This window comes from Lactobacillus kitasatonis DSM 16761 = JCM 1039 (assembly GCF_000615285.1).
Taxonomy (GTDB): domain Bacteria; phylum Bacillota; class Bacilli; order Lactobacillales; family Lactobacillaceae; genus Lactobacillus; species Lactobacillus kitasatonis.
In genome coordinates this window covers 31,396-51,864 of the sequence record NZ_BALU01000010.1, presented here as the reverse complement: position 1 = coordinate 51,864, position 20,469 = coordinate 31,396, and the positions used below count along the sequence as shown (strand labels likewise).

Here is a 20,469-nt window from a genome sequence, read left to right as displayed (position 1 = left end):
TAGCTATGAAAATTTATGCAGTAAAAAAAGGTCGCGTTCCAGGCGTTTATCGCAATTGGGATGAGACTAAAAAACAAGTTGACGGCTTTTCCGGTGCTGAGTACAAATCCTTTGAAAATATCACTGACGCGATTGATTATTTAGGCTGGCAAGAAAAATCGCGTGAAGAAACGATCAATAGAAAAGATGACACGCTAGAAAATGCGATCGAAAAAATAAAGCATAACAGTAAAAAGCCGGTTAAGGCAACCAAAAATAAGAAAACAAAAATGCAAAATACTCAATCTACTGAATATTTTGCGACTACTTATACTGATGGCGGTACCCGAAATACTGGTGTTTATAAGGGTGGTCATGTTAAAAAGACGGATAAGGCTGCCTGGCTTATCTGATTGAATGGAATGGTGGATCGGAGTCTGGTTCCGGCGGTGAATATGGCGCAACCAACAACAAGATGGAACAAACGGCTTTGATCAATGCTCTGAAAAAATTAATTGAGCTAGGCTTTAATGAAAAGCATTTGTTGTTCGTACTTGATTCAAAATATGTGTTAAATGCAATCAATCAGCACTGGCTGCAAGGCTGGAAGAAGCGCGGCTGGAAACGTTCATCAGGTCCATTAAAGAATGTGCCTGAATGGAAAGAATTGGATCGCTTGTTGCAATCTTTTCCTGACAGTACATTTGAATGGACAAAGGGTCACGCCAATAACCGTGGCAATGAATTTGTCGATCACAAGTTAAACGAATATATGGATAAAAACATGTAATAAAAAAGGTCATGACTATCATTGATAATCATGGCCTTGATTTTTATCCTAAAATAACTCCGCCAAACATGTGGCTAAAGAAGTTCACGATGCTGTCCCACAATTGTTGTAGCCAGCTACGATTTTCTGGAGTGTTGAACTTGTTAAAGATGTTCTTAGCACTATTTTCGATTTGACTAGAAAGCTTAGAAGCTTGACCTTTAAAGTCACTGCTCTTAAGGGCACCAGAATCGCGAATTTCAATCAACAGGTTAACGATTTGGTTCTTTTGATTGTTGTTAATGGTGTTGCCCAAGTGATTGATATTGATTTGGTTATTTACAATATCACGAATTTGGCTGTCAGAAATGTTTTGACCTTGCTTAGCCATTTCACTCTTGGCACCGGCAACCGCATTGTTTAATTGGGCATCAGAATAGCCCTTTTTGTTCTTATTGTCTTGAGTAATGCCACTCAAAGTGTTCATTTCGTCTTGGGCTGCGTTAACTTGCTTTTGGTTTAAAGCATTACCGTTTTTAGCATAAGCAGCGTAAACACCGGCTAAGGCACCTGAACCATCGATTGGAATAGCACTAGTAACGTAAATGTTAGCGTCAGTAATACCGGCAGTTAAAGCTGCATTTTTGTATTGGTTGGCAGTGATAGTTGTGATGTTGTTTCTGCCATTGTAGTCCAAAATCTTAACGTTAATTCCGCTACCGCTGCTGGTCTTTTGAATCATGGCACTGGACCAAACACCAGAAGAAGTAGTGAAGTTGTCACCAGATGGATTCAAATATCTAACCAAGTCAGAACCGGTAACAGTGATTGTTTGGTAGTTACCGCCATTTAATGGGGCGGTCAAAGTCTTTAACGTACCGTCTTTTTGTGAATCGGTTAATGAGGTACCAAGTGTTACCACTGGAGTATCATCGTCAGCTAAAACAAGATTATTTTGACCAACCAGAATTGTCGCGACAGCACTAAACAAAATTGCTGTTAAAATTTTAATAGTCTTTTTCATATTTTTTCCTCTTATCGAATGTTTATTCTATTTGATACGAAATATTATACTAGATAATTTTGAACGGAATGTAAATCTTCTCCTAAAACTTTCTTAATTTCAACCTAAAACTTGAAGATGGTATAATGAAGAGCAATAAAGGGGGACAATATGTTACAAGTGCCTAAGTTAACTATCATTATGCCGGTCTATAATACGGCACAATATCTACCACGCGCTTTCGAAGCTTTACTTAAGCAAGTCGACAAGAGCTTCAAGTTAATCGTGGTGGACGATGGCTCAACGGATAATTCGGCTGAGGTAGCCCAGAGCTACGCCAAACGTTTTCCATACTTCAAATTAATCAAAAAGAAAAATGGTGGCCCATCTGACGCACGTAATGTCGGTATGAAGTATATCGACACGCCATATGTCACCTTTCATGATGGTGATGATTGGGTAGATCCAGGTTACACAGCATTTTTTATCAGAGCCTTTGAAGAACATCCAGATGTAAGTCTGGTATCTTGTGGCTACTGGATGGACTATCTTGACAAGAAATCTCACGTTGTTGGTCATCCTGAAGGCGGTCTTTTAACACGCGGTGAAACTTATCTTAAATTAACTAATGTTTTTGGCTCGCCAATGAAGGGCTACAGCTGGAACAAGGCTTATAAGACTGCAATCATTAAGAAGTATCATTTAAAATTTGATCGCGATATTTCACTTCTTGAAGATCAAATTTTTAACGTAAAGTACATTTCAGTCTGCAAGGGCGTATATTACACGCAAAAGCCTTACTACCACTACTGGCAAAGAAAGGGCAGTATTATTCACCAGCCTAACATTAAGAAGGTGGCAGATAATTTCCGTGGTAATTACCGTGTATGGCGCAAGATTATCAAGACTATGCTCAAGGATCGTGAAGACGAGAAGCTGCGCAAGAAGATGGATCGTCCAGCTTTACGCGACAGCGACGCTCAATAAGAGAGGATTTTATGAAAGAAAAAGTCAACGGTGTTGAATTTTATTACCATAAACTAGGCGAAGGTGCACCTTTGCTTCTTCTTCATGGACATCATTTAGATGGCGGTATGTTCGATAAAATTGTGGCACCATTATCGCTATACTACACGGTTTACGTTTTGGATATGCGTGGCCATGGTCTTAGTGAAGGCGACATTGCGGAACACTATCAAACTGAAGTGGAAGATGTTTATGCCTTTATTAAGCAAATTGGCATTGTGGGATGTTACTGCTTTGGCTTTGATGCAGGTGGCTTAGTCGCAATGATGTTAGCCAAACAACATCCTGATATATTTAAGAAAATGATTGTAGCTGGTGTTTTCGTAAATGGTGCAGGTATTCGTCCATATCACTATGTAACTGAAGGATTTCACCGTTTCTTTAAGTTAGACCGTGATAGTCGAGTTGAATTAACCGAATCATTTATTTCAGAAGATGATCTAAAGAAAATCAAGACGCCAACTCTTTGTGTAGTTGGTGAAAAAGACTGGGTTAAAGTTGAACATGTTCGTTGGTATAGTCAATTAATGCCAAATGCACGTTTAGTAATCATGCCTCGTCAAACACACGATAGCTATGCGGTTAGAAGCTTAAAATTGCTTGATTTAATTAAGAACTTTTGTAAGTAAATTAGCTTATTTTTTTGTTTTGGTCTAGTATGTAGGTAGAATAATGCATAATAAATTTTGACTAGATTAAAAAGGAGAAAATTATGGTTAAAGTTGTAGTACTTGGTGCTCACGGACGAGTAGCCCAAATTGTAGAAAAGTTTTTATTTGCAGATAAAGACGTTCAAACTTCATTATTTTTACGCAATGCTTCTCGCATGGCAGACAAGAAGAATCAAGCTACGATTTTCGAGGGTAGTGCAACAGATGCCGCTCAACTTGAAAAGGCAATGAAGGGTCAAGATATCGTTTATGCCAACTTAGGTGGTAAAGATGACATCGATCTTGAAGCCGAAGCTACAGTTGAAGCAATGAAGAATGCCCATGTAAAGAGACTTATTTGGATTTCAACTTTAGGCATTTATGATGAAGTTCCTGGTAAATTCGGTGAATGGAATAAGGAAACTTTAGGCGATTACATTACTGAATATGCCAAGGCTGCTAAGAGAATTGAAGATTCAGGTTTGGATTACACCATTATTCGTCCAACCTGGATGACTGATAAGAACGAAGTTGACTACGAGAAGAGTGAAAAAGGTGAACCAATCAAGGATACTGAAGTTTCACGTAAATCTGTTGCAGCTTACGTTTACCATTTGATTAAGTATCCTAAGGAAGATATTGGTAAGTCAATTGGCTTGGGCAAGCCAGGTACTGAAGGCGACAAACCAAGCTGGTATTAATAAATTTACGTTTGAAATTAAACGCAAAAAAGGGACGCAAAAATTTGCGTCCTTTTTTGCGTCCTTTTTTGGACGTAAAATCTTAAATTTGCGTTTAAAAAAGGATGTAAATTATATAATTTAGAAAAAAGAAAAGTAGGTGGTCTAAATGCGTGAAACGAACAATTTAGAATTTAAGGAAAGCATAACTAATACTTTTTTGAAAACAGTTAGTGCTTTTGCTAATTATGGCGATAGAGAAATTAAATTTGGTGTTAAAGATGATGGAACTGTAGTTGGAGTAAAAGATCCAGTTCAGACATGCTTGAATGTTGAGAATAAAATCAATGATTCAATTAGACCACAAGCTGATTATCGTTTACACATTGATGAACAAACTAATGTAGTTACATTAAAAATCTTTCAAGGATTATATTCTCCATATTTTTATAAAGAAAAAGCTTATAAAAGAAATGATAGTGCATCTGTGCCAGTAGATTCTTTAGAATTATCACGTCTTATCCTAGAAGGGTAAAATCCCTCATATGATAGTTTACCTTCTCATATATCAAATCTGCATTTTTCAATTTTAGAAAAAGCCTTACAGGAAAAAATTGGCATTGAAAAACTTACGCCAGATTTGTTGATTACATTAGGCCTGAGAGAAAAAGATGGCAGATATACTAATGCTGGCGTATTATTTGCAGATAAGAATGATTATCGTGGCATTGATTTAGTTAAATTTGGTGACAATATTAATGTCATGCTTGATCGTACTCAGGTGGAAAAAGTCTCTATTTTAAAACTCTATCAAGATGCACTGCAGAAATATCGCCAATATTATCTAAATGAGGTAATTGATGGAGCATATCGGAGAAAGAATGAGCAAATTCCTGAAAATGCCTTCAGAGAAGCAATTGCTAATGCAATTGTGCATCGAACTTGGGATGTAAATGCACAGATCAAGGTTGCAATGTTTGCTGATTGAATTGAAGTGACGTCCCCAGGTGGGCTGCCTAAAGGTTTAAGTAAAGAAGAATATATGGCTGGCCAGCTCTCTATTTTACGGAATTCGATTATTGCAAATATTTTCTTTAGGTTAGGACTAATTGAACAATTTGGTACAGGGATTCAAAGAATTATTGCTGCTTACGCTGATAGTAAAACTCAACCCCCATTTTTAATTTACAAAAATTCGATTAAGATTGTTTTGCCGGTAGTTAAAATGAAACTTCAGGGTGTTTCAGAAGATGCAAATGAAGTATATTCAATTTTGCAGAATACACCATTATCAAGCTCCAGCATTAGTCAAGAAACCTCTTTTAGTAAAAATAAGGTTTTGAATCTTTTAGAAGAATTGCTTCAAAAAGGCTATGCAGTAAAGCTGGGCAATGGTCGTGGTACTAAGTATTGTAGATCAAAGTAGAAAGAAACATCTCTTTTATTTATAAGAGATGTTTTTTTGTATATAATAGACCTGTATATAATTTTTAGAATTCAGAAGAGGTCGTTATGAACAAGGAAGAACTCCATCAATTATTACACCCAATGAAGGTGATCGGGTTAGGTGGTAATCCCGCATTAAATGAAAAGATTGCTTCAATTTTGCATCAACCACTAATCGAAACTGCAGTTCATCACTTTAGCGATGGTGAAATCCAAGTTAACATTGGTGAATCTGTCAGAGGTTGTGACGTTTTCGTTATTCAATCTATTCAAGATCCAGTTAACGAAAACTTCATGGAACTTGAAATTGTTTTGGATGCACTTCACCGTGCTTCAGCTCACGTTATTAACGTAGTAGTTCCATACTTGGCATACTCACGTTCAGACACTAAGACTCGTTCACGTGAACCTATTACTGCTAAGCTTGTTGCCAACTTGCTTCAATTAACCGGTATGGATCGTTTGATCACTGTTGATTTGCATGCTTCACAAATTCAAGGTTTCTACAATATCCCTGTAGATCACTTGCACGCTATCCCACTTCTTGGTCAATACTTCTTAGACAATGGTATTGCTACTAAGGAAGACGACGATATCGTAGTTGTTTCACCTGACCACTCAGGTGCTAAGCTTGCTCGTAACTTTGGTCAATACTTCAATGCTCCAATTGCTATTGTTGACCAACGTGGCGCACGTTACGACACTGAGGTTCACGATATTATTGGGGATGTAAAGGACAAGAAGTGTATCATTGTTGATGATTTGATCGATACTGGTTCACGCATTTCATCTTCAACTAAGTCAGTTTTAGCTGCAGGTGCTAAGAAGGTTTACGTTGCAGCAACTCACGCACTTCTTTCAAAGAACGCAACTGAAGTACTTAACGAATTGCCAATTGAACAAATCGTTGTAACTGACACTATTAAGCACACCCGTTACCCAGACAGAATGGTTCGTATCTCTGTAGATCAACTTTTGGCTCGTGGTATTGATTATGTTTACAACGATCGTTCAATTCACCAAATTTTTGATGAACAAAATCGCTTAAAGTAAAAAATAATCTGAAGTTGATATATAATAATCCTCATCAACATTGAGGATTATTTTTTGTGTTAAAAAGTTGAGTAGATGATCATAAAACTATTCATAAATAGTAATGATTGATATAATTGATGTAAGTTGTATAGAAAGAGAAAGTTAGAGGATTAGACATGGCACGACGGAAAAACATGAAAAGACGGAGAATTATTCTTGGCAATACTTTCCATCTGATCAGAGAAAATGGAATGGATAATGTTTCTTTGCAAATGATTGCAGAAAAATCAGGTATTTCCAAATCCTTGTTGCAATCATATTATCCGCATAAAGCCAAGTTGACTAATGATATCATCCGCAATCTTTTTAATACGTTAGGTCAACAAGTAAATAACTACGACATGGCTAATAGCAGTGCTCCATATGCCAGAACCAAGGCCTTTATTTACACAATTGCTATTTTAGGGATGCACGATGAAGGATTAGACAGAATTATCTCTGAAGCTTTCGTAAGCAACGCTACTTTGGATAACTGGGGCATAATGCTTAATGACTGGATTCAATCTAATCACTTGTTTGATGGCATCGATGTTGATAAAAAGGAACTTGAAACTGGTATTGCCTTTGTAACTAGTGGTATCGGTCGCTTGTACCATGACCGTAAGAAGCACCATTTATCAGCTGAAGCATTAGCTGACTACGCAACCAGTGCATTGATGTTCAGTTTCTTGCATTGTTCTTCTGAAGAAATTGATCAAGCCTTAAAAGAAGGACACGAAATTATTGAATCAGCTGATATGGAAGTCGTTCACCGTGCGATTGATACGATGTTTGACGAAGGTAAAGAAATTTTCAGCTAAAGGGGAATCGTCATGGTTGAAGGCAAAAGAGCTGATTTGCGACGAATGGGACATGAGCAAAACAATCAGTATAAACGAACGCTTGCTTTCGTAATCTTTTTGATTGCGGCATTAGCCCTAATCACAGCTACTTTTCTGAATCCAATTTTTATGAAAGGTCAGATTAGAACTAGCTCCAATCAAGCTGTTGTTGTCAGACAAATTAATAAAAATTTTGATAATCTTGCTAATTTGGTAGGGACAAGAAGCGAAGATGATGCAAATTTGCTTGCTAATGCGCAAACTCAACCCATTGCCGACCATGTTATTGACTACTCGCTAGGCATTCATGGATTTAAGGTTAATAATCTAGATCTGGCTAATCAAATTCTGACAGATATTCATAAAGGAATTGATAAGGGTTCATCTAGTGGAGCCCAAACAATCGACAGTAAATTGAAAAAGCAAGGGACTAACGCACCATATGCGGTAGCTAAGGCATTTAATCTAAGCGTAGTAACGTTAGGTGCCAATATTGCTTGTCTGCTAGTGATTGTTAATATCATTATCATCATTGTCACTATCATTACTTTGTTCTCACTGCTCAATGATATGAGAACTAAGTCGGCAACACGCATGTTGATTCACGACATCGCGGCGGCTGGCATGTGGGCTGGTTTCTGGGTGATTTTGATTTCAGGATTGTTAGCAGTAGTGCCAGTTATTTTTGACGTTGATAATATTGAGTTGGGTTTCTTGCTAGAAATTGGCAGCAGCGTCTTCTTAGAGTACGTAATTACGGGGGTAGTTATGTACGTGATCTGTGCCATTCCTTGGCAAGCAACATCAGCTAAATAGTAATGTGAAAAACGTAATTACGCAGTGTGGTTACGTTTTTTCTCTTGCACAAAGCTTGTTCTTTCTTTACAATTAAAAAATAATTAATAATCTTTATATATATTTAACGAAAGAGTTAGGCGAATTGATATGAAAAAAGCAAAGATAATCCATTTGTTTCTTGCTTTCATTACACTAATTTCAACTCTTTTTTTGTTTAATCAGCCAACTTTTGCGGCCACTAAGAAGGTCGAAAACGGCATAGTCATGAAGAAGATTAAACAATCAAAAGAACTAGTCGTGGGTACCTCTGCCGATTATCCGCCACTTGAATTTACTACTAGTGTGAATGGAAATACTAAATATGTTGGGGTCGATATTGAATTAGCTAAGGATATTGCAAAAGACTTGCATGCCAAATTGGTCATCAAGAACATGAGCTTTGACTCACTTCTTGTTGCGCTTGAAACAGGCAAGGTTGATATGGTTATTTCAGCTATGACGCCAAACCCTGAGAGAAAGAAGAGCGTAGACTTCTCCAAGATTTACTACAAGCCAAGTGGTGAATACTTCTTAATTAATAAGCGTGATCAATCTAAATATAGAAAGATCAAGGACTTCGCTGATCAAACTGTTGGTGCGCAAACAGGCAGTATCCAATACCAATTGATCCAATCTCAAATGAAGAAGTCTAAGGTTAAAGGCTTAGGCAAGATCAACAACTTAGTTTTGGCATTGAAATCAGGCAAGATGTCTGGAGTAGTCATGGAAGAATTGACTGCTAAAGCTTATGCGCAAAATGACAACAGTTTAATGGCTGTAAGAAGTGACTTACGTGAACAACAAGCTGGTAACGCGGTAGCTGTAGCTAAGGGCCAAGGTGACCTGGTTAAGGCAGTTAACAAGACAATTAACCGTGTAGAAAAGAAAAACTTAATTAACAAGGAATACTTGCCAGCAGCTGCCAAGTACATGAAGACAGCACAAAAGACCAACACTATGGCAAAATATGCACCATACTTTGTTAAGGGGGTTGGCTACACTCTTGTAATTACTGTGTTCTCAGTTTTGATTGGTATCGTTCTGGGGATGCTGCTTGCACTAATGCGTTTGTCTAGAAACAAGTTGCTCCACTGGATTGCAGTTTGCTACATTGAATTTATTCGTGGTACACCGCAAATGGTGCAAATCTTATTCGTTTACTTCGGTGTTGGGGCATTGATTTCTAATTTGTCAGCCGTAGTTGCAGGTATTATTGCTATCGGGCTTAACTCAGGTGCCTATGTTGCCGAAGATATTAGATCTGGTATTGCCTCTGTTGCTAAAGGTCAAACTGAAGCTGCAAGATCACTTGGACTTAGCCAAGCCAAGACATATCGCTACGTCATTATTCCTCAAGCGCTAAAGAATATTTGGCCAGCTTTAGGGAACGAATTTATTACTTTATTGAAGGATAGTTCATTGGTTTCAGTCATCGGTGTAACCGAATTGATGTACCAAACTGAATTGATTCAAACTTCAACTTACCGTGGTGTATTGCCATTGTTTATTGCGATGATCATCTACTTCATCATGACCTTTACTTTGACTAGACTACTTAATTACCTTGAAAAGAGGATGAAGCACAATGACTAAAATGCTAGATATTCAACATCTAAAAAAGACTTTTGGCAAAAATGAAGTGTTAAAGGATATTTCAGCTTCTGTTGAAAAGGGCCAAGTAATTTGTATCATTGGTCCTTCAGGATCTGGTAAAAGTACCTTTTTGCGCTGTCTGAACGTGCTTGAACATCCTACAGCCGGAAAAATAATTTTTGATGGTACTGATTTAGCTAGTTTGAAGGATGGTAAAGAACTAGATCAATTGCGTGAAAAGATGGGAATGGTGTTCCAAAACTTTAACCTCTTTCCAAATATGAACGTAATTGAAAACATTAAGTTAGCACCGATGAAGGTTAAAGGCATCAGCGAGGAACAGGCTGAGAAGACTGGCTTAGCTCTTTTGGAAAAAGTTGGTTTGGCTGATCGAGCACAGCAATTCCCAACTAGTCTTTCAGGTGGTCAACAACAACGTGTGGCCATTGCTAGAGCTTTAGCGATGGATCCAGAAGTGATGCTATTTGATGAACCAACTAGTGCGCTTGACCCTGAAATGGTTGGCGAAGTTTTGAAAACGATGAAAGACTTGGCTAGCTCAGGGATGACAATGGTAATTGTTACTCACGAAATGGGCTTTGCTCGTGAAGTGGCAGATGAGGTCTGGTTTATGGCTGACGGTTACTTGCAAGAAAAGGGCATGCCTGAAGAAGTGTTTGAACATCCTACAAGTGAGAGAGCAAAAGACTTCTTATCCAAAGTTTTATAGCAAACAAAGTACTCAACGTGATTTCACGTTGAGTATTTTTTAATATCTCTGAATCCGCAATGTTCTAACAAAGAAGCTTTGTTTCCATCTATTCTTTTGCGCTAACTGTTCAAATAAATTATTTGAATTAGCTGGCAATGCAACAGTTTGAGGAGAAACCGCCGCATTTAAGATTTTATTTTGCAATAAAATTGGCGATTGGACTTCAGTTTGCTTGTTCAAGGAAGTATTAGTTTGATTATTTGGACTAGCTGGCTTGTTTTCCTCTGTAGCGTAAATAGTAGTGTCGTTTGTGGCATCTTGTTTAAAGAGCTTAAACCGATATTTGTAGACGCTATTGACATTAACTTCATATTCGTGTCCTGGCACGATATGTGTTCTACCGGGCGAGTAGGTGATGATCGTCTTGAAGTTGCCATAGCCGCTAGAACTGTAATTTCTAACATGAGTACCATTAGTAACGATATCAGTGTCGAGATCCCTAATCGTAACCGTTGGCGTAGTTCTGACCACCCTGTTGGATAAATAGATTGACCAAACGATGTTCTTTCCCTTAGCTAATTCTGAAGGAAATAGCCGTACGCTAGGGTAAGTCACTATTGGTTGACTAGCCGCACGAAACATGTCGTTAGCGTTAAGTACCTTTTGAACAGAATAACGGTAACCATTCTTTCCGTATGCGGCGCCAATGCCGGTCGTAGTCAAACGAGTAGAGAGCAGCCATGCCCTGTGGCCAGTATCAGTTCCGTTTAAATTATAGTGATCGGTAATTAAATCAGTAATAACGTCGCCGGCTGATTGACGCGATACGTTGAAGTTCAAGTTGGAACTTTCAGAAGTTTCCTTGGCTAATTTCCAAGTTGCTTTAGAAATAAAAGCTGGTTTTTGTTCACTAGGCAATCCATGTTGATTGATAAAAGGATTGGCGTTGATTGCGGCCATCACAGCTGCTGTTTTTTGCGTGTCACTATTTGATCCTTCAGTGGTAGTAACGGGCGTTAAGCAAAGAGTGAACGGTAGTAATTGATGTAGTCGACTTGTGTATTGATGTATTTAGAATTTAAACTACCGGCCTTAAATTTTTTGCTTAAACTTGGTTTAACAGCGTAAATGTTTGAAACGCTATAATTAGTTTTATCTAAATTAGCGTATTCTTTTTGAAAATTATGAATTTCGTTAATTTCTTGAGTAGTAAAGGTGGCGGCTTGCGCTTTTTGGCTGGCAAGCGGCACAAATAACAATGCTACGATAGCCGTGATAGAGAATTTTCGTAAAAGCATGTTTAACTCCCTTCTGGGGCTTTCTTAATATATTATTAATTATAAACTATTGTGAAAAGGCTTTAATGAAAAATATTCCACTATTTTGAGTTTTTCTGGTATTCTTTGCGTATAATAAAAGTTTGGAACATTTAAAAGAGGTATAAAACAATGACTAAAAAAATACAAGTCGGATTAATTTTTGGTGGTAACTCATCAGAATATGAAGTATCAATTGTTTCGGGTCACAACATTTATAAAGCAATTGACAAGGATAAGTTTGATGTGCACCCAATCTGGATTACTAACGAAGGCTACTTTGCAAACGAAGAAGAAAGTTTCAAAGTTTTGGAAGATCCTTCATACCAAGTTAAGAATCCACACAAGCTTCACAACATTTCTAATTTAATCGAATTAGAAAACTTGCCAGAAATTGATGTCTTCTTCCCAATTGTTCACGGTAATTTAGGTGAAGACGGCGTTTTACAAGGTTTATTCCGTTTGATGAACAAACCATTCGTTGGTGATGACGTCTTAGCTGCTGCTGTAACTATGGATAAGGAATTTACCAAGATCTTGGCTCAAAAAGTTGGTGTTCCAGTTGCTGATTGGATTTCAATCAAGCGCTTTGAATACGATGACAAGAATAATGATAAACTTAATTATGAAAAGGTTGCTGAAAAGCTTGGCCGTGACATGTTCGTTAAGCCATCCAACCAAGGTTCATCAGTTGGTGTAAACCACGTTACTAACGCTGATGAATACGCTGCAGCATTAGAAGAAGCCTTCAAGTACGATGATAAGGTTTTAGTTGAAGAAACTGTACCAGGTACTGAAGTTGAAACAGCCGTTTTGGGTAACGACAAGCCAATTGTAGCAGGTGTTGGTCAAATCACCAATGCAAAAGGCACATTCTACACTTACGAAAACAAGTATGATGACAACTCAACTTCTAAGTTGCAAATTCCAGCAGACTTGCCAGATGAAATTATTGATACAGTTAGAAAAAATGCTCGCAAGGTTTACGAAGTTACTGAATGCAGCGGTATGGCTAGAATCGACTCAATGCTTACCCCAGGTGGCAAGGTTGTTTTAACTGAAGTTAACGCTCTTCCTGGCTTTACCAACATTAGTATGTATCCTAAGTTGTTTGAAGAAGCTGGCATTCCTTACACTGAATTGATTACTCGCTTGATTGAAGCAGGTATGGAAAGATTCGATCACAAGAAGACTTTGCTTCACAAGCACGATTAGTGCCGAAAAGTACAGAGGTATATTGTAATGACTAACACGCATGATTTTGAGGAGTTAGCTGCACCTAAAGCAGCCGCAGAAGAATTAGGTATTAGTGTAGCTACATTAAGGAAATATTCTTTAATCGTGGAAAAGGTTACGGGGAATCCTAACTACTTTGCCCGTACTAAGCAAAAGGCCCGTTTATACCACCAAAAGGATATTGATGATTTGAAGGCTTTCCATCGTTTATCTAAAAATAGCGGCTTAACTTTGCAAGAAGCTGCTCGTCAAATTTATGCAGTTAGCGATAAAAAAGACGAAAAACCTAAAGAAGAGCCAAAGAAGGCAACTCCATACACCAGTAGAGATGTAATGGATACTAAAGAAGTAGTAAAACTGCTCAACACTCTTCAACAAACTATCTCTAACCAAAATGAAGCTATTAGTTCTTTGCAAAAACAATTGAACGTGATTCAAAAGCAGAATCAAGATTTGATTGAAGCTCAAAAACAGCTTGCTGCACCTAAGGATAATTCTGATAAGATCGCTGCCTTGCCAGATATTTCTGGTATGGTTAGCGATGACGAACCAAAGAAAGATGCGGCAGAAAAGCGTGAAGAAGTGAAAGAAGACATGCACAAGAGTCAAGAAGAGATGCATGATGAAATTATTTCTAAGGCCAAAGAAAATGCTAAAAAGCGCGCAACTGCAAATGTTCACAGAACTCTAGAAGATATGCAACTTCCTGAAAGAAAAGAACATTGGTGGCAAAGAATTTTTAAGTTTTAAACGAAAAGGTAAAGAATTGAAAGGCGACCTAACATTAGGCCGCCTTTTGTTCTACAGTAAACATATAAAATAAATAGGAAGTTGTAATAATGGAACATAAATGGAAAAAACGCTACACTGCAGCGATTATCGTTGCAATAGTGGGAGCAATCTTTACGGTTTTGGCCTACTTTGCGACGGATATCTATCACAAGGATGAAGTTGCAGTTATTACGGATAACCAAATTAAAGATACGCTGATTGAGAAAAACGAAGACGTTTATAAAAATCAGGATCAAACAAGACAACAAATTTTGCATTTAAAGGTTTTGTCAGGTAAGCACAAGGGTGAGACGTACACCACAAAGAATGTTTACTATCCTTCACAGCTGACGACGCAAAAATATCGTGCGCATCAACGAATTTTCGTTAACATCAAAAAAGGTGATCCGGCAATCGTAAATCCTAAACGAGACTGGGTGTTGGTTTTAGTAGTTACGATTACTTTGACCTTGATGGTGGCTGTGTCAGGTAAGCATTTTATTTCACTGGTTGTTTCTATGATAATCAGTTGGATCATTTTCTATTTGATCATTGTCTGGGATGTTCATTTGAACGGTTCACACATCATTTTGTTGTTTGGACTAGCTGATATTATCTTCTCATTTGTGAGTCTTTTGACTGTGCAAGGACTTAATAAAAAGATGCTGGCTACGTGGCTGGCAACCTTACTTGGGGTATTTGTTTCCTTTGCCTTGTGCTATGCCATCATGAGATTAACTGGCGAATCTGAAATGAAGTATGAAACTGGTGACTACGCAACGCAGGACCCACGCGGACTGTTTTTAGCCCAAACCTTAATCGGAATTTTGGGTGCGGTAATGGATGAAGCCACTGATATCATTTCTAGTTTGTATGAATTGATTCAAACAAAGAAGGATATCACAATGAAGCAATTGATTCAGAGTGGTCGAACCATGGGACAGGAAATCATGGGGCCATTGATCAATGTCTTGGTTTTGATCTTCATCGCTGGCGCTTTGCCTGAGACGATTTTGTACTTGAGGGATAACAATACCTTAGCTTCTACTTTTGGCTTTACGCTGTCACTAGGAGCCACACAGAGTGTTATTTCTGCGATCGGGATCGTGCTGACGGTTATCTTTGCGACGGGATGCAGTTTGTTCTTCTTGAAGGATCGAGATTGGGAGAGTTTGTTTAAAAAAGAAGGTGAGAATAAATGAGTACGCTGATGGCATTAATCATCGTTTTGGCGATTTTGATGACGATTGTCGGCGGTGAAACTGGAATTCGTAGTTTCTTCAGTGTTTTAATTAACACCTTGCTGCTAATTTTGGTAGCGATGCTGATCTCATGGGGAATCAATATTGCGATTTTGACGTTGATCTTTATTCCGTTAAAACTTGTGACGATCATTTTCTTAGGAACACACGATTACACTGTAGCGAAGAACTCATTTTATTCAGCCTTTTTGGTCTGCTTGATTATTAGTCTGTTCATCTGGGGATGCCAGTACTTGGCACAAGCCGCAGGGCTTGGACCAGAAGCTGGAGAGCTGCTAGTAGGTTTGTCACAGATGCCGGGGTTGAGCTATCCAATGATTGCAGTGACTGTGGCTATCTTCTCAACGTTAGGTGCAATTGCGGAAGCGGCTGTAGCTATGAGTTCAGGTTTGCTTGAAATTAAAAAGCACAATCCTGATATTGGTGAAGAAGAGTTGATGAATAGTGGAACGGCGATTGGTAACGACGTTTTAGGTACTGCCATGAACACTATTTTATTCGGGATGTTTGGCAGCTTCTTGTCACTATTCTTGTGGTATTTCCGTTTAGGTTACACACCAGGTGAAGTCGTTAATGAAAAACTTTTTGTTAATGAAGCATTAATTATCATGTATTCTTTAATTGGGGTTATATTAACAGTACCTCTTTCATCGTTTATGTTATCTAGAGGGATGAGCAAGAAAGGACTGAAACATGAAGATAGAAAATCTGACACTAACTAATTTTAATAAGCGTGAATTCAAGATTCATACTTACGTACTGGATCAAAATCCGGAGCTAGTGGAACAAAAACGTCCTTTAGCAATCGTGGTTCCGGGCGGCAGCTTTGAACACTTGTCTCAAAGAGAAAGTGAGCCGGTTGCTTTAGCCTTTAACAATGAAGGCTTCAATAGTGTCGTGATGGAATATAACTTAGTGCACGATGAGGGCAAGATTTATCCTGATGCGGGTCTTGATGTTTTATCAACTGTAAAGTTCTTTAGAGATCATGCGGAAGAATATAATTTAGATCCTGAACGCATTTTGACAATTGGTTTTTCAGCTGGTGGACATGTTGTCAGTGTAGCCAACAATATGGCAACTAGTCCTTTGTATCAAAAAAAATACGGTTTTGAAAAAGATGATGTATTACCTAATAAGACGATTTTGGGATATCCACTAATCAATATTGAAAAGATTGGTTTTCCTATTCCAGAAGATCAAAAGAATAAGATGCCAGAAGAGAAGGACCTTTTGGATAGTGCATTAGGTGTTACACGTGAAACACCAAATACATTTATCTTCCAGGCATGGGATGATCCAGTTGTTTTGATCGGAAACTCAATTGAATATATTGGTGCATTGAATAAGAATAAAGTCCCAACTGAAGTACATTTGTTTAATCACGGCTATCATGGATTTTCTTTGGCACGTCATAATGTACAAACTAAGGGTCGTGAATGGCAAGAAAATCCGCACGCCGCTCATTGGTTTAATTTAGCAATGGAATGGCTGAAAAGTGAGTGGGGAGAATAATTTAAGTTATGATAATTTGCTAAAGCGCCTTTACAGGCGCTTTTCTATTTGAAAGATACTAGCAAGAGATACATGAAAAGAAAATAAGAGAAGCCAAAAAATCCTCAGCTGATTAATAATCAACTGAGGATTTTTTATTTTAGTTTTGATTTATGCGATTTTCTTTTCTTAATTAGATTAAATATCCATCCAATAAAAAAGAAAAGGCTGATCAACACAAATTGTGTATCAATAGAATAGGCGAACCATTTAAAATTAAAAACTAAAGTCATAGCTAACCAAACGCAGTAAATTGCTTCGATTGGTAAAATTATGCGATTGATTTTCCGATTTTTTAGAATTGCGTGATAAATATCATGATTATGCATAAAATTCATCTACTTTATTAGGACAATATTAGGACCAGGTTAAGTAAGGAATTATCCATCCTTACACAAAACATTTTACAGTCTCAATTAATTTCTTGTGTTCCTTTTTCTATTCGAGAATATTGTGCTGCAGAAATAATATCTCCAATAAATTCTTTTTGTGATAATCCAATTTCTTGTCTGTAGTTTCGTAATGCTTCTGATATTTTCATAATGTATTTTTAAGTAAAAATAGGCTCTCATCATGAGAGCCTATTTGATTTCTTATTAATCCTTCTTTTCTCTAAAGAAGATAACTTCCTTAGATGCAATGAATGGACCAGATGACTTGTAAACCTTCAATCTGATCGCCTTAGCAGCCACATCACGCAAGCCGACAACCTTATTCTTGCTGTCAGACTTCCAAGTAAGACGATCACCATATGGTTTAAAGTTGATTCCATCTGTAGAAGTTTCAACGCTAACTTCAACCGGATCACCTTGATGATCAATCTTTCTAGGTACCCAAACCATGCGGCTCAAATGCTCTAATTGATTAAACTTGAAGTTCAATTCAAGCGGTTCATCTTCACTTACGCCATTAACTGTTGCCCATTCGCTAGCCAGTTTCAAATCAGTCAAATACTCAAGTGGATGATCTTTTTGACTGGTTAAGTTGCTAGTGACGTTGATGTGGTTAATCGCATAATTCATTGGATCTGGCTTAGTAATTGCACCAAATGGATCTGACCATTCAGAAACCTTATTACCTGCGACATAACGTAAACGCAATGTGTAGCGAGTATTTGGTACCAATTCATGGAAGGTGAATGAACTACCATCGATACCGTCATGCAAAATACCATTAACTTCAATTTGAACCTTGTCAGTTAATTGTGGCCAAACAACCGTCAATGAGTGTGAGCTAATCTTGTCTGGATCAACTGTTGGTTGTTTTGGTGAACGAAGCAAAGAGTCGGTAATTGCGTGAACCAAAGTTTCATTACCGTATCTGAAGTTACGGATAGTAATTTCGATCTTAGAATCAGTAATATCACGCTTAGCCAACTTAATTTGCAAAGCTGTTTGTTTCTTTTCCTGGTATTGATCAAATTCTGGCATCCAGCTGTAGTTGGTATTGAAGAAGAAACCTTCCTTTGCATGGGCGAAAGTATCAACTGTGCCATATTCTTGCATGTTGATGACTTGATCATTGATCTTAACGGTTAAACCATCAGGGTAACCATCGCACATGATGTTCAAGTTAGTCGTATTCTCTGTTTGGAAAGTACTGAAATCACCTTGAGTTGGATCGATCGTAATGGTCAACTTGCTTGCTTCAAGATCACTGCTGATTTGAGTAGAAACATGATTTCTTGAGTAATCATTGTAACCATTGTCATCGTAAGTAACCATCTTGCTGTGGCCTTGTGGGTAAAGGACGTAGTTGCGTTCACCCAAGTCAAAGATTGAACCGCCACGAACGAAGACTGGTAAGTGCCAAGATGGGTAAGACTGCTTGTTGTAAACACGGCCACCCAAGTATTTCTTACCATCGAATAAATCAATCCACATTGTACGGTGGTTAGGCAAATAAAGGTTGTCTTTTCTAGAATTACCATTGCCATCTTCACGTCCGTTAACAATTGGTGAAATGAGCAAGTTAGGTCCAAGCATAAATTCGTGACCTGCTTGAGGCGTGTAGTTAATTTGTTCATGTGGAAATTCCAAGAAAAGTGGACGCATGATTGGTTCGCCAACTTGTGCGCAGTAAATTAACGTGTACATGTAAGTTTGAAGCTGTTCACGTAATTTCAAATATGCGCGGTTAATTTGAGTCATCTTGCTGTTATAAGCAAATGGAGTCTTACTGAACTTGCCTTGGTCATCCAAATTGAAGAGTAGTGGAGTGAATGCCTTCCATTCGAAGTCACGAATACTGATTTGAGCATTACCACCGCCAGCAGTTCCGTCAACTGCACTACCAATTAAAGGCTGACCTGAAAGACTAGAGCCTAAGAAGCCTGCCACTTGAGTTGGGATGTTTTCCCAGTTGCCGCCAGTATCACCAAAGGCCAAAATAGTTCTGCTTTGGCTACCAGCAATTCCTGTATTTGAGAAAATAAGTGGACGCTTGCGCTTTAAGTTGTCGCGCAAAATAATTGCATCGTCCTTTAAAGTCTTAGGATTGCTGCTGGTAGTTTGAATAAAGGTAGTATCTGGAGCTGTCTTAGGTGTTTCATCCCCGCTCCAAACACCGGCATTAACATCACGGCTAGAAGCATAATCGCTAAAGCTAGTCATCGCTTCTGGATTAACGTCTTGAATCTCGTAGTTAGGCACAATCCAGCTTAACTTGAAGTGCTGCTTTTCATAGCGGTCGACCATGGCACGAGCAGAAAATTGGTATTCTTCTTCACCGTTCAAGGAAGCCTTGCCGTTAGAATTTTCTGGATTATCAGTTCTAGTGTAGTAATTGCCATCTTCAAAGACGGTGGCGTTTCTTTCCTTAGCTTCACCAGGTTGCCAAAGCGTGGTCAAAAAGTTACCGATGTGACCCAAGCCTAATGCATACTTAGGTGGCATCAATGGCTTACCAGTCAAAGTGTAGTATTTAGCCAAAATATCTTTAGGAGAATTACCCAAAAGATAGAAGGTATCAAATACGTTAGTATTATGCTTCAAGATAGCAGCATCAGCTTCAGTTTTACCAAAGTCGTAGCTACCAGTTGATTCAGTGTTGCGCAATTCACCAAAACCAGAGTTAGCCCAGAAAAATGGGATTTGGCTTAACACGCCGCCCTTACCAGTAATCTTGTCGCGCTTGATTTCGATGACTTGATCCTTGTGGCTGAAGTAGCCATTTTGCATCCCGCCACCAAAATAAAATTCATTCTTATGTTGCTTCAAAATCTCAGTTGTTTGATTTTGATCTAATTCAAGCGGACTAAGCTGCATTACGCGATTGCGGTGCAAAGTCTCATCAAAAATATTCATTACGGCTGGTTTTTGCTGAAAAATAAGCTGATAATTGCCGGATTGAATAATTAACGAATCACTAGTAGCCTTAGGCTTAGATTTTTCAAAGTAACTATTATCAAATTGAGCCAGGTCAACAAAAGAAGAGTGATTCTCATCAAAATTTTTAGCAGGATCAAGGAAATAACGGAATATCCCGTCAGCTAAAATATAAAGACGAGCAACTTCTCCAGTGGAATAATGGAGTTCATAATAATGATCACGTTTATTAGCACCGATGAGCTGACCTAATTGGTGTCTTTCTATTTGAGTATTTTGTGTCATATTGCTTTCTTCCTAATTTTACTTGTTACCATATATTATAACTAAAAAACAGAAAACTTTTTGTTCAAATATATTAAAACTGGTATTGACCAATTTTATCGGATATAA

The 20,469-nt window shown here is 38.1% G+C and carries 19 protein-coding genes and 2 pseudogenes; 17 read left to right on the top strand and 4 right to left on the bottom strand.

Features of this window, described 5'->3' with window-relative positions; all coding sequences use genetic code 11:
• Window positions 1-5: 5 nt before the first annotated feature.
• A pseudogene (locus tag JCM1039_RS11145) lies at window positions 6-769 on the top strand (ribonuclease H family protein).
• Window positions 770-812: 43 nt separating this feature from the next.
• On the opposite strand, the gene JCM1039_RS07290 reads toward JCM1039_RS11145, so the two are convergent.
• Window positions 813-1,772: a DUF1002 domain-containing protein gene (locus JCM1039_RS07290; RefSeq protein WP_025015257.1), complete on the bottom strand. Its 960-nt coding sequence runs from the start codon at window positions 1,770-1,772 to the stop codon at window positions 813-815.
• A 150-nt stretch (window positions 1,773-1,922) separates the two neighbouring features.
• Between JCM1039_RS07290 and JCM1039_RS07285 the strand changes: the two genes are divergently transcribed.
• From JCM1039_RS07285 to JCM1039_RS07240, 11 genes are all read left to right on the top strand, one after another.
• Window positions 1,923-2,738: a glycosyltransferase family 2 protein gene (locus JCM1039_RS07285; protein ID WP_025015256.1), complete on the top strand. Its 816-nt coding sequence runs from the start codon at window positions 1,923-1,925 to the stop codon at window positions 2,736-2,738.
• An 11-nt stretch (window positions 2,739-2,749) separates the two neighbouring features.
• Window positions 2,750-3,406 carry an alpha/beta fold hydrolase gene (locus JCM1039_RS07280; RefSeq protein WP_025015255.1) on the top strand — a complete coding sequence of 219 codons (657 nt, stop codon included), beginning with the start codon at window positions 2,750-2,752 and terminating at the stop codon, window positions 3,404-3,406.
• Between the two features lie 83 nt (window positions 3,407-3,489).
• On the top strand, window positions 3,490-4,128 hold the full coding sequence (locus JCM1039_RS07275; RefSeq protein ID WP_025015254.1) for an NAD(P)H-binding protein: 639 nt from the start codon (window positions 3,490-3,492) through the stop codon (window positions 4,126-4,128).
• Between the two features lie 148 nt (window positions 4,129-4,276).
• Window positions 4,277-4,642, top strand: a complete 366-nt coding sequence (locus JCM1039_RS13000; protein ID WP_236692537.1) for an AlbA family DNA-binding domain-containing protein — start codon at window positions 4,277-4,279, stop codon at window positions 4,640-4,642.
• Between the two features lie 108 nt (window positions 4,643-4,750).
• Complete coding sequence (locus tag JCM1039_RS12995) at window positions 4,751-5,095, top strand: putative DNA binding domain-containing protein (RefSeq protein ID WP_244438046.1); 345 nt, start codon at window positions 4,751-4,753, stop codon at window positions 5,093-5,095.
• A gap of 6 nt (window positions 5,096-5,101) precedes the next feature.
• Window positions 5,102-5,533 carry an ATP-binding protein gene (locus tag JCM1039_RS12990; RefSeq protein ID WP_269082116.1) on the top strand — a complete coding sequence of 144 codons (432 nt, stop codon included), beginning with the start codon at window positions 5,102-5,104 and terminating at the stop codon, window positions 5,531-5,533.
• Window positions 5,534-5,619: 86 nt separating this feature from the next.
• Window positions 5,620-6,606 (top strand): ribose-phosphate diphosphokinase, encoded by a 987-nt coding sequence (locus JCM1039_RS07260; protein ID WP_025015253.1) that lies wholly within the window; start codon window positions 5,620-5,622, stop codon window positions 6,604-6,606.
• A 158-nt stretch (window positions 6,607-6,764) separates the two neighbouring features.
• Window positions 6,765-7,448 (top strand): TetR/AcrR family transcriptional regulator, encoded by a 684-nt coding sequence (locus JCM1039_RS07255; RefSeq protein ID WP_025015252.1) that lies wholly within the window; start codon window positions 6,765-6,767, stop codon window positions 7,446-7,448.
• Between the two features lie 12 nt (window positions 7,449-7,460).
• On the top strand, window positions 7,461-8,285 hold the full coding sequence (locus JCM1039_RS07250) for a hypothetical protein (RefSeq protein WP_025015251.1): 825 nt from the start codon (window positions 7,461-7,463) through the stop codon (window positions 8,283-8,285).
• Between the two features lie 129 nt (window positions 8,286-8,414).
• A complete protein-coding gene (locus tag JCM1039_RS07245; protein WP_025015250.1) occupies window positions 8,415-9,899 on the top strand; it encodes an ABC transporter substrate-binding protein/permease in 1,485 nt (494 codons plus the stop codon).
• Window positions 9,892-10,629, top strand: a complete 738-nt coding sequence (locus tag JCM1039_RS07240; RefSeq protein WP_025015249.1) for an amino acid ABC transporter ATP-binding protein — start codon at window positions 9,892-9,894, stop codon at window positions 10,627-10,629. The genes JCM1039_RS07245 and JCM1039_RS07240 overlap by 8 nt, the downstream gene beginning before the upstream one ends.
• A 39-nt stretch (window positions 10,630-10,668) precedes the next feature.
• On the opposite strand, the pseudogene JCM1039_RS11130 reads toward JCM1039_RS07240, so the two are convergent.
• Window positions 10,669-11,909 (bottom strand): annotated as a pseudogene (locus tag JCM1039_RS11130) (CAP domain-containing protein).
• 150 nt (window positions 11,910-12,059) lie between these two features.
• Between JCM1039_RS11130 and JCM1039_RS07230 the strand changes: the two are divergent.
• The 5 genes from JCM1039_RS07230 to JCM1039_RS07210 all read left to right on the top strand — a co-directional run bounded on the left by JCM1039_RS07230 (window position 12,060) and on the right by JCM1039_RS07210 (window position 16,711).
• On the top strand, window positions 12,060-13,142 hold the full coding sequence (locus JCM1039_RS07230; protein ID WP_025015248.1) for a D-alanine--D-alanine ligase family protein: 1,083 nt from the start codon (window positions 12,060-12,062) through the stop codon (window positions 13,140-13,142).
• Window positions 13,143-13,169: 27 nt separating this feature from the next.
• A complete protein-coding gene (locus tag JCM1039_RS07225) occupies window positions 13,170-13,913 on the top strand; it encodes a MerR family transcriptional regulator (RefSeq protein WP_025015247.1) in 744 nt (247 codons plus the stop codon).
• Between the two features lie 89 nt (window positions 13,914-14,002).
• Entirely contained in the window at window positions 14,003-15,136 is a 1,134-nt protein-coding gene (locus tag JCM1039_RS07220; RefSeq protein WP_025015246.1) for a YibE/F family protein, read from the top strand.
• Entirely contained in the window at window positions 15,133-15,918 is a 786-nt protein-coding gene (locus tag JCM1039_RS07215) for a YibE/F family protein (RefSeq protein ID WP_025015245.1), read from the top strand. Before JCM1039_RS07220 ends, JCM1039_RS07215 begins: the two co-directional genes overlap by 4 nt.
• Window positions 15,890-16,711 carry an alpha/beta hydrolase gene (locus JCM1039_RS07210; protein ID WP_025015244.1) on the top strand — a complete coding sequence of 274 codons (822 nt, stop codon included), beginning with the start codon at window positions 15,890-15,892 and terminating at the stop codon, window positions 16,709-16,711. Before JCM1039_RS07215 ends, JCM1039_RS07210 begins: the two co-directional genes overlap by 29 nt.
• A gap of 451 nt (window positions 16,712-17,162) precedes the next feature.
• Here the strand turns inward: JCM1039_RS07210 and JCM1039_RS12255 are convergent, their stop codons facing one another.
• Entirely contained in the window at window positions 17,163-17,291 is a 129-nt protein-coding gene (locus JCM1039_RS12255) for a helix-turn-helix domain-containing protein (RefSeq protein WP_155831150.1), read from the bottom strand.
• Window positions 17,292-17,346: 55 nt separating this feature from the next.
• On the bottom strand, window positions 17,347-20,361 hold the full coding sequence (locus JCM1039_RS07205) for a glycoside hydrolase family 31 family protein (RefSeq protein ID WP_025015243.1): 3,015 nt from the start codon (window positions 20,359-20,361) through the stop codon (window positions 17,347-17,349).
• Window positions 20,362-20,469: the final 108 nt, after the last annotated feature.